This window comes from Olivibacter sp. SA151 (assembly GCF_054130995.1).
Genome location: NZ_CP096391.1, coordinates 1947425 through 1964240 on the forward strand (window position 1 = coordinate 1947425; position 16816 = coordinate 1964240).

The window sequence follows — 16816 nt, forward strand, 5'->3', positions numbered from 1 at the left end:
GATTTATGTACGTCTGTTATGCTTGTGAAAGCTCTTATAGCCATATTGATCCTTTTTTTCTCTATAGTTTGGTGCATCGGTTATGTATATGCGCAAGACTTAACGGTTAGCTGTGTTTTCGAGAGAGATACCTTAATTATAAAGCCAGGTAGTACATTTAGTAATAAACTTGTAGTAAAAAACCATACTATTGATGAGGTCTTCTTAACAATTGAATCGACCGGGAAATCTTCCAATAAGGCGCTGATCGCTTTACCTGACACAATTAGACTCGATCCGGGAGAGGAAAAGCGGTTCCCCGTAAAATACATAGCGGATAAACAGACTATCGTTGAAAATTTACAACGCTTTGAGGTTCGGTTAAATGCTTTAGATCAGGAAATGGAGGCGCTGCCTAATGCCTCCTTCTATACTCAATTAGCGGATACACGCACCTTAACACTCCAAACAGAACAACCGGTTTACTTCTTGCAACCAAGTACAAACCAAACGCAGCTGATGCTGAATTGTGTAAACAATGGCTTAATTCCCATTTCCTTTCGTTTGGTTTTAAGCGAAGTTCCTGAAGGATTGGAGTTTATGGGCGAGCAGATGAGTCTTACATTGCCGGCAGGTGCGCGCCAATTGATTCCGTTCATTGCTCGAAACAAAACGAATAGCCGCCAGGCAGCTGATTTTTCCGTCACTATTCAAGCAGTAGACGCTAGTAGTCAGCAATTAGCCGTGCATCGCGTACGCATTCAACACGTGAATAGTGTAAGCTCGTTTTTCAGTAATGCGCCTTTCGCACAAACACCTAATAATACGGCCGCTTTTCGATATCTCAGTTTAAATCAATATAATGAAATTTACCAAATGCAGGCGAATGGCCAGCTTACTATGACGAATAAACACGAACTTGACTATCGTTTAAATCTGGATTATTATCAGCAGCTGGGCGGTGTTAATCTCTATGATACCTATTTGTCTTATGAAAATCAAAATTGGGGGCTGAAGTTGGGTAACATTTATGAGAACTTAGATTACGCGCTGAGCGGCCGTGGTGCCCGGGCCAGTTATCGCATCAATGAGGTGGACCGCGTAAGTGTATATGCTCTTCAGAATAATTATATGCTGGCTTCTCAAATATTCAATGATTTGCCGAACGAAAATATATTAGCCGCGAATTATAGTTTTTTGAAAAACGGGCAAGAGGGGCGATTGACTTACTTGCATAGCCACCAATCGTTTAATGCGTTGAACAGTCATCAGGTCAGTGTTGCAGTTCCTCTGAAGCTAGGTGCGCAACATGATTTGAAAATAGAAGCAGGTTATAGCCAGGAAACTTTTACGGACATTGCAAGCACTCGGCGAGCAGTAGCTGGGGGAATCGATTACTCAATCACACATAAAGAGTATCAATTCAGCACCAATAACTATTACAGCAGTCCTTATTTTACCGGGCTTCGACGCGGAATTTTGCAAAGCGATAGTCGAATTATAAAATCAACAGAGGATGGCGGGACATACTCCCTACGTATTAGCTTGCTGAATAATCGACCTTCCTATCAAGGTCGAAGATACGGATATGGTTATCTCCCTTTTCAAAATAGTATCTATTCCTATGAAATAGGTTATGGTAAAAATTTGGGAAGATTTCGGCTGGAAATGAAGCCTTACCTCATGCAACAAAGCTTGCGGAATGGTACCTACTCATCGGAGGGTGAAGCCCCGTCGCGATGGCGATCTTCAGCGGGGCGAATGCTATTGAATGTGAGTTATGCAGCTCCCATACATAGTTTTTATCTGCACGTTGATCATGGCTATGTTTATGAAAGCACGATGCCGATGGCTCCAAGCTCTTACTATTCTTTGCGGATTAACGGAAGCTATACCAATCCTTTATTCGGTATTAGCACTTATATCCAAATAAATCCCTATTACCTCAGCGATCTGTTTGCAAACGTAAATGATGCAGCTTACCGCTTATATTCAATAGGCCCCAATACTAATTTTACAGCGTTTAAAAATAAGTTGCAGGTACAATTGGCAGCGATGTATAATTATTATGGCTTTACAGATACGCGTAATTATTCTGTAAATGGAACGGCAAGGTGGAATCTGAAGGGAAATTGGGCAGTTACAGGCGATATGTTCTATACATTGGTGACCATGCAAACAGCACTGCCTGCGGAAGTAGGTCTGAATTATGTTCGTTCTTCATTTGATACGCGACAGATACGGATCGGTATTGAAAAACAGTTTGCTGCCATGCAGACATCCAACGGCAAGAGAATCCGCCTCATCTATTATCAGGATCTTAACAACAATAGCAATCGAGACGAAGGAGAATCGTACATTTCGGGTCTCATGGTTAAAATAAATGATCAAACCGCTGTGACCGATAAATCCGGTCAGGCGGAATTTCAGCATATGCCAGTAGGAAACTATACCGTCGACTTGCTGAGTACAAAGGGCTGGACGAGTACGCAACCAATATCCTTGGTCCTAAACAAGAATATATCCATGGAAATTCCGCTGACACAAACCAAGTTATTGCAAGGCGAAATGCAAGTTATGGGTAAAAACTATCAGCTAACGGCTCCACTACTGTCGGGTATTCGCTTGATTGCCGTCGATTCGCAAGGAAGGGTCTATAGAACGTTAACTGATCAGAATGGGAGATACACTTTTTATTTAGCTCCTGATATTTATGAGGTTTCAGTTGAAACGGATGAAATGCCATTTACTATTGAAAATAAAATAGAGAAGATCGATATGAAGGCAGCACCGGATAAATACGTTTTAGATTTTAAATATTATGACCAACGCCGTAAAGTAGACGTTAAAAAATTCTAGTACCTAAAGTGTAGTAAAACTGTAAATAACGGTAGCACTATAAGTGCCTGGTGCTTTACCGAGCAATTGCGACATTGCTGTGTTCGGAATACTATAACGGATATCCAACGTTCGATCGATCGTGGGATTAGCATTATTTATAAGTTGTTGTGGTGTAGTGGAAAGAGTAACAGTATTAACTCCTGTTTGCCCGGCAGCGGCGCCTATACGCAAAATATTTACAGGTATTTGGCCACCGGCTCCCGAAAAGTTAGCGGTTGATGAACGCACGTAGAGACTATAGGGAGTTGTTTTACTAATACGTAAATGTTGCGTCATATCTCTTGTTATGCCTTGCCGGTAATCCGTCACATCATCAAAAACAAAGTTAACACTTGGCTGCAAAGCAATCAACTCCGCTAAATCACTGACGACGACTTGTAAAGTGCTGCTTCGCTGCACCTGTAATGAGCCTGTAGGATAAGCGTTGGCCAATTTACTCCAAGTATAAGTAATGGGCACTGAATAGGTTCCTGCTTGTACAAAACCTGTTTTCAGATTGTTTCCCGTAATGGAAAAGGCTGCAGTTAATGCTTGATTATTGTTCATAGGCACGGCTATACCCGAAGCAGCCGTTAATGCTTGTGAAGTGGTGGATAACATGATCGGCGTAGCATTGGTGATATTGGATAGCGTTGAATTGACAAGCCCAACCGAAGTGCTAGGTGTTTGATTATAAGAACTATTCGTGTTGAAAGAAAACTGCGTGTTAATTGCTTGCAAGCTCAGAAGATAGGGCACCGTAGTTGATACAGAGATATTGCCGGCAGCGCTGATACCGGCGCTGTTTCTGAAAAAACTCAAATTGTTTACTGGCAAGCTTAGCGATGGTAGCGTAGCCTGGGGAGCAATAAATCCAGGTACGTTTATATCTAAATTCGGCGTAGTAGGTGTTATCTGATTAGGGGATAGCAGTCCTGTTCTGAAGTTAATAGGTGCACGATAAATGCCCGATATCCAAGTGTGGCTGCCCGTTGATATACGATAGTCGGCGATAACGGCGCCTGACGAAATACTGGCCAATGCTGCGTATAATAAAGCGTAGGAAGTACTCAGGGTGACTTCTGCTGTGACACCTATTAAGGAAAGAGAGCCGATACTTCGTAACCGTATATGCGCGATATTCAGTGGCACAGTAGAGGTCCCTCCAACCGTATTGGTAAAATTGGGACTATTGGCTTTCACCTCAATATTCGGCACCAACCCAATTAAGCTCGAATACGTTCCACTTGCCAAGGTAGCTGTATAATTTGAACGTGCTGTAATATTGGCTTGGGGCAAATTAATGACGATTTGTCCGTAGGCTGGAGCTGAAAGCAGGAGCCATCCCAATAGTAGCTTGTTAATAATCAATTTCTTTTTCTGCAACACGCAAATCATAATTATCTCCCGCGTCTAGGATGGCAACTCCTAAGTGTTTTCCCTTTAATGAAATTGGTAAATCGACGTAAATCCATTGTTGTGCATGGGGAAGCATGGCGATAGCGGTGGTTTTGACGGGAATTTCTGCGCCGGTTTGCACGTTTGTCAACTCGAAACGTACATGCGCATCTTTATTGATTTCTCCCGTGTTCTTAACCTTCAGTGCAACGCGACGAACAGTGTCTGTTTCTAATTTTATGATACCCTGGTCTTCAAAAGCGACAAAGTCCAACTCGCCAGGTGTTAGTCCCGGTGGCACGTGATAGATCTGCACGCCGACCTCTAAAAGCACATTTACGCCTAGTTGCTTCTTTTCTTTTGAAAGCTTGGTCTGCTCTTTCATTTGCGTAAAAAAAGCATACTGTTGGTCAAGCCGCGTGCGCCTGCATCCTTTGGTACGGTCATTGACACGACTATGCGTTTCGTTTCGTTCGGGTTAAGGTTAATGGTAGATTCCGAAAGTCTGATCCAGCGACTATTGGAATGTTCCACATCTCCTGGGGCGTCGTAAACCTTTCGACCGATCGAATCGCGATGCCAATCTTTTAATGCCGTAATAAAATTGAACGATATTGACGAGTTGTTGGTAAGAGTAATCACTTCTTGGACCGTCTCGCCGGGAAGCCCCTTAAAAAAAATCCGAGACGGTGATATCGATATCCCTTGGGCGAAACAGTTCCAAGTGCATAACAAATAAAAAATCATTGAGAGCAAAGAAGTGCGAATTCTCCATCGCCTGATCAATTCCAAGTAACACCTGTCATATATCATGCATCGATCAAATTTGCGTTGCTGTATAAATCACCGTAGTAGAATATACTTCGGGCACTTTATCAATTAAAGAAGTAGCATCGGGTATGGTGTAATTGATATTATAAGTTGTGCCGATTGTAGCTGGGCCATCAGTAACTAAAGTTCCTGCGGTGGATGATAATGGGACTATCGCAGGCGTTCCGCCACCGGTAGTGGAAGGGTCAACACTTACTTGGACAACACTCAGTGGAATGGGCGAAGCGTTCTCAGGTATTACCGTAAACTCTTCCGTTGCTTGTACAGTGACTTCGTAATCCTGATTACTTACCACCGTGAAATGTCCCACTTTCGGTTCAACCTGTGGTGTGGTGTAGTCTTCAGGTGTACTGTATACGAAAGTTACGTTTGGATCTGCACCTAAATCAATGGATATAACCGGAGCGGTTAGGTCGATCGAAACGGTTACATTACCTGTTTGATCTGTTTGTGCTTGAGCTAGCTGGAATTGTGCTATTAATGCTAACAGCAATATTCCCGAAAATAAAAATAGCTTTTTCATAATTACTTGATTAGTTTAATTTCCATATCCATAGAGAGAACACAAAAATTATACTTATTCTGTTTCGAGTCCAATCATTCATGTCACATATAGATGTTACGAAGTGATAGATCGAAGGTTATAGTTGCCAAATGCTTATTGATGTAGTTCAGGTAACCATTCTATTGGTTATTTACTAGTCACAGTCTTCCGGAATAGTTGAGGCATCTTAATAGGTGTTTTCCTTTATGTAAAATACATATTCTGCTAACATTAATTTAGTAGATTTGTTTAATTGCCAAACAAGCGACTTATGTGGTATCGGTTTGTCTTTCTGTTACTTATATGTGCCTGTAGCAATGATAGTCGATCTATTAAGGTAAAAGGATCGGATACCGAGGTGAACTTGGCGGTAACCCTTGCAGAACGTTTCTATAAAGTGAACCCCGCTTTTAGCGTAGCAATATCCGGTGGAGGGTCCGGTTTGGGAATCGCCTCTTTACTGAATGGGCAAGCAGATATCGCTAATTCTTCACGACGTTTAAACGCAGAAGAAGATAGTTTATTCAAGGTTAAAAAGATAAAGCTACACACGATTGTCTTTGCAGAAGATGCTACCGCTTTTATCGTACATAAGGATTTTCCCTTAGACACAATCGATATTTCTAGCTTGGCGAAGGTTTTAAGTGGCCAATATCGAACATGGAAGGCCGTAACCGGATGGAATATGCCCGTTAATATTTACGGACGGCAAAGCAATTCCGGAACGCATGCCTTTGTTCAGGAAAGGCTTGGTATTCGATTCAGTAGGGATGCGAAGGAGATGAACGGAAATGCGCAGATCATGGAGAGCATTAAGGCAGATCGCTCGGGTATTGGCTATGTGGGGGCGGGATACATTTCCCACGGCACAAAGGAACCAGCGGTAAAAGTTCTTTATATACGCGACCCGAAAAAGGCGACCGCTGTTTCTCCCTTAGACGAAAAAGCAATCATGGAAAAACGTTATGCCTTTCAGCGTCCCTTATATCAATTTATTCCGAGTACTTCTTGGGAGAAAGTTAAGACTTTTATCGATTTTGAGCGAAGCGAAGAAGGAAAGTCAATTATAAAGGCTTCCGGCTACTATATCACCCGATAAATCCCCTGGCTATGCAATTAAGTGTTAAAGAAAAAATCGATCTCCTCGCTAAATGGCTTTTTCGGGCAACCGGTATGCTCATTATCGCCATTCTTGGTGGAATTTTTTTTATGCTGTTATGGAATACTGTCGCCTTCTTGATTGAGGTTAAGCCGCTGGACTTTATAACCGGTACCCAGTGGAATCCGGGAGGTACTCCCGCCACTTATGGCATCCTTCCCTTATTAGTCAGTACTTGTTTAGTCACCTTTGGTGCCATGTTGATAGCAATCCCAATAGGAATTGGTACGGCAGCCTTTCTTTCCGAATATGCCGATAGAAGGCTGCGGAATATTCTTAAACCGGCTATTGAAATGCTGGCAGCCGTTCCCTCTGTAGCTATTGGCTTTTTAGGAATTGTTATTTTAAGCCCACAACTAGGAGAATTATCGAATCAACCGAACGGTTTGAATGCACTCAATGGTGCCATTCTTTTAGCGATTATGGCACTACCTACCATTATAACGGTTACAGAAGATGCCTTACATAGCTTGCCGCAGTCTTATAAGGAAGCGAGTTTCGGCTTGGGCGCAAATCGTTGGCAAACGCTGTGTAAAATCACCATCCCGAGTAGTGCACCCGGGATATTGGCTGCCGTCATGTTAGGCGTTGGCCGTGCTTTAGGTGAAACAATGACCGTACTAATGGCAACCGGTAATGCGGCTGCCTTTCCGAAAGGATTTTTCCACTCCGTACGCACCATTACTGCAACAATTGCCATTGAGATGGGAGAGGTGCCTTATCAAACAACGCATTACTATAGTTTATTTGCCATCGCTACGGTTCTCTTCCTGTTTACTTTAGTCGTTAACCTAGTAGGTGAATATTACGTTAATAAGTTTAAGAAATATCAAGCTCCTTAGCCATGAATAGATTAACGCCAATTATTGAATGGGGGACTTTGCTTCTTTGTACAGGCTTAGTCTGCATTTTTCTTTTGATCATTATCGGTGATATAATCGGAAAAGGAGCACCCGTGCTAACTTGGGACTTTGTTAGTACACTGCCTACGGATGGTATGACCAAAGGGGGAATTTTGCCGGCAATAATAGGCACGGTAATGCTGACCTTAATTACTGCAGTGGTGGCTGCGCCCTTTGGCATAGGCTGTGCTATTTACCTCAATGAGTATGCTCCTAACACTTGGTTTACGCGTCTTATTCGCGCTTCTATACGTAATTTGGCCGGAGTGCCTTCCATTATTTACGGTCTCTTTGGCCTGGCGCTGTTTGTGCAGGGATTAAACATGGGGACATCCCTCTTGTCGGCAGGCTTTACTTTAGGTCTGTTGTCGCTGCCTTATATCATTACCACTACAGAAGAAGCGTTGCGTCGAATTCCTGCAAGTACACGTGAAGGCGCTTTGGGGGTAGGTGCTACACAATTTGAATCCATTCGTGACATGGTACTACCGTCCGCGTTACCGGGTATCCTTACGGGCATGGTATTAGCTTTATCGAGAGCGGCCGGAGAAACCGCACCGATCCTTTTTACCGGCGTTGCTTTTTATATCAACAACCCCACCGGTTATCTCAACCAAGAGTTTATGGCCTTGCCATACCATTTGTATATGTTATCAACACAGCACCAAGCCATTGAGGAGGTGAGACCCTTGGCTTATGGAACGGCGCTGATTTTGATTATGGTGGTTTTTATATTGAACAGCATCGCCTTTTATATACGTTATAAACACAGTAAAAATGAAGGATAGTCAGACGAAGCTTGCGGCCTCAGGAATAAATCTTTGGTTCGGATCTAAGCAGGTACTTAAGAACATCCATGTCCGTTTTGAAAAAAATAAAGTAACGGCACTCATTGGACCTTCGGGTTGTGGAAAAAGCACCTTGTTACGTTGCTTTAACAGGATGCACGACTTGACCTCCGACGCTCGTATAGAAGGAGATTTTTTGTTGGATGGTAAAAATATTTATGATGCTGATTTTCCCGTTACACAGGTTAGAAGACGTATTGGAATGGTCTTTCAAAAACCGAATCCCTTTCCAAAAAGCATTTATGAAAATATAAACTATGGTTTGAAAATTAATCAAGTGCCGAAAGAACAACGGCCAAGAATCGTTGAAAATGCGCTGAAAGAAAGTTTTATTTGGGAAGAAGTAAAAGATGATTTGCTAAGACCAGCCACCCGCTTGTCGGGTGGCCAACAGCAGCGTCTTTGTATTGCCCGGGCCGTAGCACTCCGACCGGAAGTGATTTTGATGGATGAGCCTTGTTCCGCGCTTGATCCGATAAGCACTTCGAAGATAGAAGAGCTTATTGTTAAATTGAAGGAAAATTATACCATTGTCATTGTTACCCATAACATGCAGCAAGCACAGCGTATTGCCGACAAAACAGTGTTTATGTACCTAGGCGAAATAATTGAGGAGAATAATACCATGTCGCTCTTTAATAATCCGCAACATGAACTGACTGCGAATTATGTGGGTGGCAAATTCGGATAACCTAACGGATTTAGACCGCTCCCTATACAATATGTAGATTTAAAACCGGTAGATCCATATAAAGACCATCATCCTTACTATTATTATTCATGCGGTATTAGAACCTCCTTGGACTTGGTTGAAATGAATATATTATTTTAAACCTTGTGATGTTCCGTTTGTTCTTGAAATAGGTGTATCTTCGGAAAATAAGATCGTTGTAAAATACGGAGCATTGTATACTTAATTTTAGCGCTTGATTGCATGCATAAGAAAATAGCATTTTTGACGGATACCCATCTGGGGGAACAGTTTACCTTGGATCAGGGTGTTGACGGTGTAAGAAATCTGGAAGCCGTTTTGAACGACGTCCGTTCGAAGGGAATAACGGAAGTGATTTGCGGAGGGGACATAGGAGACCCAAAGGTGAACGCACAGTTCATTAAATTATTTGATGTGCCACAGATTCGTTTCCGATTGATTCTAGGCAATCACGATAAATTTCATGAGGTGATAAAGCATTTTCAAGTCGATGCTCAATTTGTTGATAATGAGTTGTTTTATAGTGAAAAGGTAGGTCGATTCAAGTATGTTTTTATGGATTCTTCGTCCGGTAGCATTAGTCGCGGTCAACAAGAATGGTTAAAGACGCAGTTAGTAGATGAACAGCAGGTTGTTATCTTTATTCATCATCCGCTCCTTAAAGTAAACACACCTGTCGACGACGAATATCCATTAAGTGGTCGCGATACAGTAGTCGATTTATTAACGCAATCTGCATCCAAAATATACGTATGTTGCGGACACTATCACATGGCCGACTCACAGGTTTACAGAAATATTAATCAATACGTTTCGCCTGCGGTATCTTATCAGTTCGTTAAAAACGCCAGCCAAATTGAAATTGATAATAAGCGATTAGGGTACAGTATCATTGAAATAAATGATGACGATATTGCAATACACCCGGTATTCTTACGATAAACCTAACCCCTTTATACTTTAGTGCGCAACATTAGCGGCTCTATAGAGTTCTTCATATTGTTGGGAATAGATAGGTTTCATTAGATAATCTTTTACGCAAGTAAGGGATAGACTTCGTATTCTGTCCTCAATAGCAGGGGATGAACTTACGATATAAATATGCGTATTTTCTGTAAGGCAGGTCTTCCTTAATTTATCAATTAGCTGCCAGCCATTCATAATCGGAAGATTAAGATCTACCAGTAGAAGCTTAGGCATAGATAAAGAAGTTAATTCAACCGACCGAAAATACGCATAAGCGTCTATCCCATTGGTGAAACTTACCGTATCGATATCACCGGCGATTTTTTGAAATTGCTTTTTAGCCAATAACTGAAATATTGGATCGTCGTCCACAATGCATATCTTCATAATCAACCACTTGATTACAGTTAAACGTGAAAATATGTGAAAAGTTTATGTGAAATTAATTTTTATCTCTTACGAAAAAAATATAATGAACGCCGGACACACAAATGTATGCTTAATTTGTTTTTTTATCTTCTGATAGACAGTTTTTTATGTGTTGTCTATCAGAAGATGTAAGGTAAGATGTAGGATCGGATAATCCTGAAAAATAATAATCGGCTAAGGACATGGGAGGAAGGCTCAGCCACTCCATGGTGCGGGTGTCATTGAGGTCGAACAGATTATTCATGCTTGATTCTGACACAAATAAATGATCATTCAAAATGATAATGGGAATTTCAGCAACGTTATCAGATGAAACAGATAAACCAAGTTGTGCGGCAAGTTCATAGATGCTCATTTATGATTCGTAAAATAGGATTGCAAATATAGGTATATATTGTTGCAAATGAAAAAAATATCACAACATTATTGAGATATAGTTGCATAAAAAGTGTATATTTTTGTTACCATGTTGCAGGGCTTAAAAGCATTATATATTGTCATCCGAAATGGGGAAGCGATTTGTTTTGAAACGAATCTTCGGGCCTTTGTACGAAAATTTGAAGAGATCGAAGGAGAATCGAGAAATTTTGACTTCTTTTATCGGAAATTTAAAAGAGAAAGGCTTTTTAAATTAACCTTGTCGGGAAAGGAATATACCTTTCAAAAATTGTTATAGAATTGTATCGTCCATTATCATAAGTGAGCATTTCATCGTTTAATTCTTTTTTCCAATTGTTGAAAATGATATTCTTTGCCTTCTATTATAAAAGAGAAGGATTGGATTTTACCTGTTATATTTGGTTGCTCTTCCATCATTTTCTTAAATCTATCGACATGGTCTTGACTGCCGAGATAATTTTTGAAGTGTTCCCATAAATCTTCTAAACTAGATGCATAAGCAATCACCTCATCTTGATGAATGATAACAAAGAGAAACATTGAAAATTTGGTCATGGTGAAACTATTGATTACACATACAAGTTCTTCATCGTGTATTTAATTCTTACTTTCCGTTGGTTGTTACATTTTACATACAGATTCTTATACCTGCCTAAGTTTATGTAGAAATTAGGAATGATTTAAGACAATAGATGGCAAATTATACAAAGTCGCTATTGTAGGCAAAAACTTAATCTTTACACGACCTAAAGATAAATTAATTCGATTAGAAGCGCAAACAGATAAATGTCCGGTGGATCGATAAGAAGTAGTAGATGCTGCTACTTGTTTTTAAATTTTTGTCAATTGACAATTGGTTCACGATATTTGGTAGCTACCTTTATTGAATGAAAGAATTATTAGCGTATCTCGATCAATTTGGAAGACTTACGCACAAAGGGGAGCAGCTTCTAAAAGAGCTTGTAAAAGAAGTTTCGATCCATAAGGGCGCATATTTCGTTGAAGCAGGAAAAATCTGTTCGAGCCTCGGTTTTGTGCAAGAGGGGATCTTTCGGTCTTGTTATTACAACAAATTTGGAGATGATTTTACGAGGTATTTTGTCTATGAAGGTCGATTAATAGGCGATATAAATGGTTTTATTGATCGTATTGCCTCCACAGAATATATTGAAGCGATAACTGATGCACGTATTTATCTTTTGAACCGGGAAGATTTTGAGCTTTTAGATCACGAACTTCCAAATTGGTCAACCATTTTTGTAAAACTGAATGCAGCCGTGTTGGAGAACAAAATGAAAACAGCTAGCAATATGTTGGTGCAGGATGGACAAACGCGTTATTTGAACTTCCTCAATCATTATCCGGGACTGTCTAATCGTATTCCCCAATCAATGTTGGCTTCCTACCTTGGAATAACTCCCTCCTCGTTAAGTCGTATCCGAAGAAATATATCCTAAACGAAAGCATTCTTGTCAAATGGCAATGGGAATTTAAAAATTAGCGATCAAATTTGGATCATAATTATTTAATTCGTCAAAAATGAAAGCAGATGTTGTTTTAGGTCTTCAGTGGGGAGACGAAGGTAAAGGTAAAATCGTTGATGTTCTGTGTGACCGGTATCAAGTGGTGGCCCGATATCACGGTGGATCAAATGCCGGACATACCCTGGAATTTAATGGACAGAAGGTGGTGCTTAGCGTTCTACCGTCCGGAATTTTTAACCGAAAAATTCGTAATGTAATTGGCAGCGGTGTTGTATTGGATGTGGCTGCATTACGGCGCGAGCTGAATGCACTCGAGTCCTTGGGGCACCAGATCATCGATTGGCAGAATCTGCTTATTTCGAAAAAAGCACATTTGGTTTTGCCGACACATTGCCTTCTGGATCGCTTTGCAGAGGAGCGCTTAGGAGAACGGAAAATTGGATCCACTCAGAAAGGGATTGCTCCAGCCTATGCGGACAAAATTCTTCGCAAAGGTATTCGTGTTGGTGATCTCTTGCAACCCGACTTTGCGCTACGCTGTCGAAAATTGATGGAGGACCATGCTAAACAACTGCAGGTATTGTTTTCAGAAGAAATTGACCTGGAAACACTTTATCAAAAGTTTATGGAAAACATCAATATTTTACGCCAATTCACCCTTATCGATACCGAACCCGTACTCCAGGAAATTTTAAATAGCGGAGGCCGGATATTAGCGGAAGGAGCTCAGGCGACTCTACTGGATTTAGATCATGGCTCTTACCCTTTCGCGACTTCCTCTAGTACGCTTTCCGGGGGTGCCTGTGTGGGCTTGGGAATCGCTCCGCAGCGAATAGGAGAGGTATACGGGGTCTTTAAAGCGTATTGCACTCGTGTTGGAAATGGGCCCTTTCCAACCGAAATAAAAAATGGAGACACCAAAAAATTAAGGGAATTAGGTAATGAATTCGGTGCTGTAACCAAAAGGCCGCGAAGAACGGGGTGGTTGGATCTCCCTGCCTTGAAATATGCAATTATGCTGAACGGTGTCACTAAATTGATCATTACCAAGGTGGATGTTCTCAGCGCCATGGAAACTGTTCAGGTCTGTACACATTATTTGGTAGATGGCAAACGAATGGATCTCGTGTCAACCTGGGTGGACAGTGATAAGGCAACACCTGTTTTTAAAGAATTTAAAAGTTGGGGCAATGTAAACGGGATCCGTGAAAAATCACAATTGCCGGTGACCTTAATAGACTATGTTACATTTTTGGAGAAAGAGCTCGGGATACCAATTGTCTATGTCTCCGTTGGTCCGGATAGAACGCAGATGGTCGAAAGATAAAAGTACGATTTCTTCATTTTCGAATTTCGTATATTAGCCTCGCACGTGTTAAACGGGCTTTCAAGAATTCAAAACACGATCGATGCGATATATCCTATTCATAGTAATGTCTCTTTATTTTCAAACTACTTTCGCGCAAAGCCTTTTAAAGGGAGCGTTGGATGGAACGAGACCGGGGAAAGAAAACCTCAGTTTACGAGTTGATAACCATAAGGATAGCTTGCTTGCTTTGCCTATATCGGTAATGAGAGGAGCAAAATCCGGACCAATCTTCACAATCGTTGCTGGTATACATGGCTTTGAATATCCGCCTATTATTGCTGTTCAGGAGCTGATGAAGGAAATAGATACAAAGCAATTGACAGGCACCCTTATCATTATTCCGGTTGCGAACACTGCTTCTTTCTACCGTAGATCACCCTTTGTCAATCCGATAGATCATAAGAATCTTAATAAATCCTTCCCGGGTAAATACGATGGCACCGCTACGGAGCGTTTAGCGCATCTAATTAGTCAGCAGGTTATCCCCAACAGTGATGTTTTTCTCGATATTCACGGCGGTGATGCAAATGAAGACTTGTTACCTTTTGTTTGTTATTATGACCGTCGGGATAAAGCAGAGCAAACGAGGGTGGCAAAGCGATTAGCAGAAGCAAGCGACTTCGAGCATATCGTATCATATCCATACACTATTAGCGACGATGAAGCGGCACTTTATGCATTTAAACAAGCTGTTCAAGATGGAAGAATCGCATTGAGTATCGAATGTGGCAAACTGGGAACGGTACAGGTCAGTGCGGTAAAGAAGATAAAGCAAGCCGTATACAATTGTTTAAAAGAAATGGACATGTACACGGATGCAACAAAATCAGACCTTACCCGGACCAAGGTGCACTATAACCGGCAAGAATATATCAACTCACATGCCCAAGGCATTTTCTATAGGACCTTGCTTGCAGGGGATCGGGTTACCAAGGGACAACAGCTGGGGTATATCACGGATGTTTTCGGAAATAAATTGCAGGATGTTATTGCAGGGGTGCCGGGTGTTATTCTATATAAAGTAGGAACGCCCCCGGTTAATAAGGGTGAAACACTTTTCTGTGTCGCATATTCCGAGTAACGGAAATGCTGATTACGACCAACTTATAATTTGTTTATAAGATTTCCTGTGTACGGAGGTTCAGCTGCCAAAATTGCGGCGTCCTATGGATAACGGTTTGCCCATGGGAGGCACAGTTAAAGGCTTTACTATATAGTGCGACTAGGTTGTCCGTCTGAAAAAAAACATATCTATTTGGTGGATTTTTATTAGTTTAGCAAAAAGGTTCGTAGGGTCCTGAGGTTTAGTGATGTAAAAAGCCGATAAAATGATATGCAAAGACGTCCACTGAAGAAAGGAGCGATGAATGCCTAATACTGATTATGATGCAGTAGTAGTTGGCTCAGGCCCTAACGGTTTAGCCGCCGCTATTTTATTGCAACAACAAGGCTTAAATGTGTTGATTATTGAAGGCAAGGACGTTATCGGAGGTGGTATGCGTAGTGCAGAATTAACATTGCCCGGTTTCATACATGACATTTGTTCGGCAGTGCATCCCATGGCAGCGGCCTCTCCATTTCTTGGTAGCTTGCCTTTGGCGGATTATGGTTTGCGTTATATCGATCCCACGGTATTAGCGGCCCATCCACTTGACGGGGGAACGGCTGCGGCCTTATACAAGGATATTGGACAAACTGCGGAGACTTTAGGTATAGACCGAGTATATTATTCGGACTTGATTGAACCGCTGGTAACTTCGTGGCCGGATATTGTAAATGATTTATTAGGGCCGTTCGGTTTTCCTAAACACCCATGGAAATACTTAGGGTTTGGTTTAAAGGCGGGACTTCCAGCTACCTTGTTTTCAAAACGCTTTAAAGGGAAAGAGTTAAAAGCTTTATTTGCAGGTATGGCTGCGCACAGCCTCTTAAATCTTGACCAACTCACTACGTCTGCAATTGCCTTGGTACTTACAATGGCAGGCCATCGCAGCGGTTGGCCAATTGTAGAGGGAGGAAGTCAGCAGTTGGCGCAAAGCATGGCAGCTTATTTTTGCGCATTGGGTGGTAAGATTGAAACAGGTATTTGGATTCGGTCGCTTGCACAATTACCCAAAGCACGTGCTGTTTTTTTTGATATATCGCCCAAACAGCTACTAGCTATTGCAGGGCACCGTTTTACCTCTTTGTATCGCAAGCAACTAAGTCGTTACCGTTATGGTGCAGGTCTCTTCAAGATCGATTGGGCCTTGAGTGAACCTGTTCCGTTTATCGCTGAATCGTGTAGGCAGGCAGGAACTATACATATCGGTAACACTTTTGAAGAAATTGCATTTTCAGAGAAACTGGTGGCTCAAGGTAGACATCCCGAAAAACCTTTTGTGCTGTTTGCACAGCAGAGCTTGTTCGACGCTTCACGTGCGCCAAAGGGAAAGCAGGTAGGGTGGGGGTATTGTCATGTGCCTAATGGTTCGACAAAAGATATGACGGAGCAGATAGAAAATCAGGTAGAACGGTACGCTCCTGGATTTCGTGACCTTATCTTGGCCCGTCATATTACCAATACGGAAGACCTTGAAAATTATAATCCAAACTATATAGGTGGAGATGTAAATGGTGGTGCGTTGGATTTGAGGCAACTTTTTACACGCCCTGCACTCCGTTTTTCACCTTATCGTACTTCTGCCAAAGGACTTTATATCTGTTCTGCTTCAACACCGCCTGGAGGAGGAGTGCATGGAATGGGCGGTTTCCATGCGGCTAAACAAGCACTGAAGGATATTTTCAACATAACGATTTAGTCCACAAGTGAAAGATAGAACTGTTTTTGTAAAAAAAGTATATAAAAAAGGTAGATATTATATTCTTTTCAATTTTTTTGTAACTTTGGCTCGAAGATGCGCATCTTGATTTTAA

The 16816-nt window shown here is 41.6% G+C and carries 18 protein-coding genes; 11 read left to right on the plus strand and 7 right to left on the minus strand.

The genetic code is table 11. The annotated features are described in order from the left end of the window. The first annotated feature begins 18 nt into the window (after positions 1-18). Positions 19-2838: a hypothetical protein gene (locus M1D52_RS07850; RefSeq protein ID WP_437392119.1), complete on the plus strand. Its 2820-nt coding sequence runs from the start codon at positions 19-21 to the stop codon at positions 2836-2838. A 3-nt stretch (positions 2839-2841) separates the two neighbouring features. Here M1D52_RS07850 and M1D52_RS07855 read toward each other — a convergent pair whose 3' ends face one another. The 4 genes from M1D52_RS07855 to M1D52_RS07870 all read right to left on the minus strand — a co-directional run bounded on the left by M1D52_RS07855 (position 2842) and on the right by M1D52_RS07870 (position 5611). Then, positions 2842-4245, minus strand: coding sequence for a hypothetical protein (locus M1D52_RS07855; protein ID WP_437392120.1), 1404 nt, complete (start codon positions 4243-4245; stop codon positions 2842-2844). After that, the gene (locus M1D52_RS07860) at positions 4220-4642 is read right to left on the minus strand and encodes a hypothetical protein (RefSeq protein ID WP_437392122.1); all 423 of its coding nucleotides are present in this window, start codon (positions 4640-4642) and stop codon (positions 4220-4222) included. The genes M1D52_RS07855 and M1D52_RS07860 overlap by 26 nt, the downstream gene beginning before the upstream one ends. Continuing rightward, positions 4639-5004 (minus strand): COG1470 family protein, encoded by a 366-nt coding sequence (locus M1D52_RS07865; protein WP_437392123.1) that lies wholly within the window; start codon positions 5002-5004, stop codon positions 4639-4641. Before M1D52_RS07865 ends, M1D52_RS07860 begins: the two co-directional genes overlap by 4 nt. A 73-nt stretch (positions 5005-5077) precedes the next feature. Continuing rightward, a complete protein-coding gene (locus M1D52_RS07870; protein WP_130856757.1) occupies positions 5078-5611 on the minus strand; it encodes a hypothetical protein in 534 nt (177 codons plus the stop codon). 292 nt (positions 5612-5903) lie between these two features. Between M1D52_RS07870 and M1D52_RS07875 the strand changes: the two genes are divergently transcribed. The 5 genes from M1D52_RS07875 (at position 5904) to M1D52_RS07895 (ending at position 10195) form a co-directional block, all read left to right on the plus strand. Continuing rightward, positions 5904-6731: a substrate-binding domain-containing protein gene (locus tag M1D52_RS07875; protein ID WP_013667951.1), complete on the plus strand. Its 828-nt coding sequence runs from the start codon at positions 5904-5906 to the stop codon at positions 6729-6731. A gap of 11 nt (positions 6732-6742) precedes the next feature. After that, a complete protein-coding gene (gene pstC, locus M1D52_RS07880) occupies positions 6743-7633 on the plus strand; it encodes a phosphate ABC transporter permease subunit PstC (protein ID WP_437392125.1) in 891 nt (296 codons plus the stop codon). Positions 7634-7635: 2 nt separating this feature from the next. Next, positions 7636-8481, plus strand: coding sequence for a phosphate ABC transporter permease PstA (pstA, locus tag M1D52_RS07885; protein WP_437392127.1), 846 nt, complete (start codon positions 7636-7638; stop codon positions 8479-8481). Next, positions 8471-9232 (plus strand): phosphate ABC transporter ATP-binding protein PstB, encoded by a 762-nt coding sequence (pstB, locus tag M1D52_RS07890; RefSeq protein ID WP_149106018.1) that lies wholly within the window; start codon positions 8471-8473, stop codon positions 9230-9232. Before pstA ends, pstB begins: the two co-directional genes overlap by 11 nt. A 243-nt stretch (positions 9233-9475) precedes the next feature. Next, entirely contained in the window at positions 9476-10195 is a 720-nt protein-coding gene (locus M1D52_RS07895) for a metallophosphoesterase family protein (protein WP_437365605.1), read from the plus strand. A gap of 18 nt (positions 10196-10213) precedes the next feature. Here M1D52_RS07895 and M1D52_RS07900 read toward each other — a convergent pair whose 3' ends face one another. Next, entirely contained in the window at positions 10214-10606 is a 393-nt protein-coding gene (locus M1D52_RS07900) for a response regulator (protein ID WP_437392129.1), read from the minus strand. A 112-nt stretch (positions 10607-10718) separates the two neighbouring features. Next, the gene (locus M1D52_RS07905) at positions 10719-11003 is read right to left on the minus strand and encodes a hypothetical protein (protein ID WP_437392130.1); all 285 of its coding nucleotides are present in this window, start codon (positions 11001-11003) and stop codon (positions 10719-10721) included. Between the two features lie 93 nt (positions 11004-11096). Here M1D52_RS07905 and M1D52_RS07910 point away from each other — a divergent pair, with 93 nt between their 5' ends. Then, positions 11097-11324, plus strand: coding sequence for a hypothetical protein (locus M1D52_RS07910; RefSeq protein WP_013667944.1), 228 nt, complete (start codon positions 11097-11099; stop codon positions 11322-11324). 32 nt (positions 11325-11356) lie between these two features. On the opposite strand, the gene M1D52_RS07915 is transcribed toward M1D52_RS07910, so the two are convergent. Then, complete coding sequence (locus M1D52_RS07915) at positions 11357-11602, minus strand: hypothetical protein (RefSeq protein ID WP_437392131.1); 246 nt, start codon at positions 11600-11602, stop codon at positions 11357-11359. 332 nt (positions 11603-11934) lie between these two features. Here M1D52_RS07915 and M1D52_RS07920 point away from each other — a divergent pair, with 332 nt between their 5' ends. From M1D52_RS07920 to M1D52_RS07935, 4 genes are all read left to right on the plus strand, one after another. Beyond that, positions 11935-12504 carry a Crp/Fnr family transcriptional regulator gene (locus M1D52_RS07920; RefSeq protein WP_437392132.1) on the plus strand — a complete coding sequence of 190 codons (570 nt, stop codon included), beginning with the start codon at positions 11935-11937 and terminating at the stop codon, positions 12502-12504. 82 nt (positions 12505-12586) lie between these two features. Further along, positions 12587-13858, plus strand: a complete 1272-nt coding sequence (locus M1D52_RS07925; RefSeq protein WP_437392134.1) for an adenylosuccinate synthase — start codon at positions 12587-12589, stop codon at positions 13856-13858. 82 nt (positions 13859-13940) lie between these two features. Next, positions 13941-14981: a succinylglutamate desuccinylase/aspartoacylase family protein gene (locus M1D52_RS07930; RefSeq protein ID WP_437392136.1), complete on the plus strand. Its 1041-nt coding sequence runs from the start codon at positions 13941-13943 to the stop codon at positions 14979-14981. 286 nt (positions 14982-15267) lie between these two features. Next, positions 15268-16701 carry a phytoene desaturase family protein gene (locus tag M1D52_RS07935; RefSeq protein WP_437392138.1) on the plus strand — a complete coding sequence of 478 codons (1434 nt, stop codon included), beginning with the start codon at positions 15268-15270 and terminating at the stop codon, positions 16699-16701. Positions 16702-16816 lie beyond the last annotated feature (115 nt).

Coding starts and splice junctions, on each gene's coding strand:
- M1D52_RS07850 (WP_437392119.1), top strand. CDS start 19: ATGCTTGTGAAAGCTCTTATAGCCATATTGATCCTTTTTTTCTCTATA.
- M1D52_RS07860 (WP_437392122.1), bottom strand. CDS start 4,642: ATGAAAGAGCAGACCAAGCTTTCAAAAGAAAAGAAGCAACTAGGCGTA.
- M1D52_RS07865 (WP_437392123.1), bottom strand. CDS start 5,004: ATGATTTTTTATTTGTTATGCACTTGGAACTGTTTCGCCCAAGGGATA.
- M1D52_RS07870 (WP_130856757.1), bottom strand. CDS start 5,611: ATGAAAAAGCTATTTTTATTTTCGGGAATATTGCTGTTAGCATTAATA.
- M1D52_RS07875 (WP_013667951.1), top strand. CDS start 5,904: ATGTGGTATCGGTTTGTCTTTCTGTTACTTATATGTGCCTGTAGCAAT.
- pstC (WP_437392125.1), top strand. CDS start 6,743: ATGCAATTAAGTGTTAAAGAAAAAATCGATCTCCTCGCTAAATGGCTT.
- pstA (WP_437392127.1), top strand. CDS start 7,636: ATGAATAGATTAACGCCAATTATTGAATGGGGGACTTTGCTTCTTTGT.
- pstB (WP_149106018.1), top strand. CDS start 8,471: ATGAAGGATAGTCAGACGAAGCTTGCGGCCTCAGGAATAAATCTTTGG.
- M1D52_RS07895 (WP_437365605.1), top strand. CDS start 9,476: ATGCATAAGAAAATAGCATTTTTGACGGATACCCATCTGGGGGAACAG.
- M1D52_RS07900 (WP_437392129.1), bottom strand. CDS start 10,606: ATGAAGATATGCATTGTGGACGACGATCCAATATTTCAGTTATTGGCT.
- M1D52_RS07905 (WP_437392130.1), bottom strand. CDS start 11,003: ATGAGCATCTATGAACTTGCCGCACAACTTGGTTTATCTGTTTCATCT.
- M1D52_RS07915 (WP_437392131.1), bottom strand. CDS start 11,602: ATGACCAAATTTTCAATGTTTCTCTTTGTTATCATTCATCAAGATGAG.
- M1D52_RS07920 (WP_437392132.1), top strand. CDS start 11,935: ATGAAAGAATTATTAGCGTATCTCGATCAATTTGGAAGACTTACGCAC.
- M1D52_RS07925 (WP_437392134.1), top strand. CDS start 12,587: ATGAAAGCAGATGTTGTTTTAGGTCTTCAGTGGGGAGACGAAGGTAAA.
- M1D52_RS07930 (WP_437392136.1), top strand. CDS start 13,941: ATGCGATATATCCTATTCATAGTAATGTCTCTTTATTTTCAAACTACT.
- M1D52_RS07935 (WP_437392138.1), top strand. CDS start 15,268: ATGCCTAATACTGATTATGATGCAGTAGTAGTTGGCTCAGGCCCTAAC.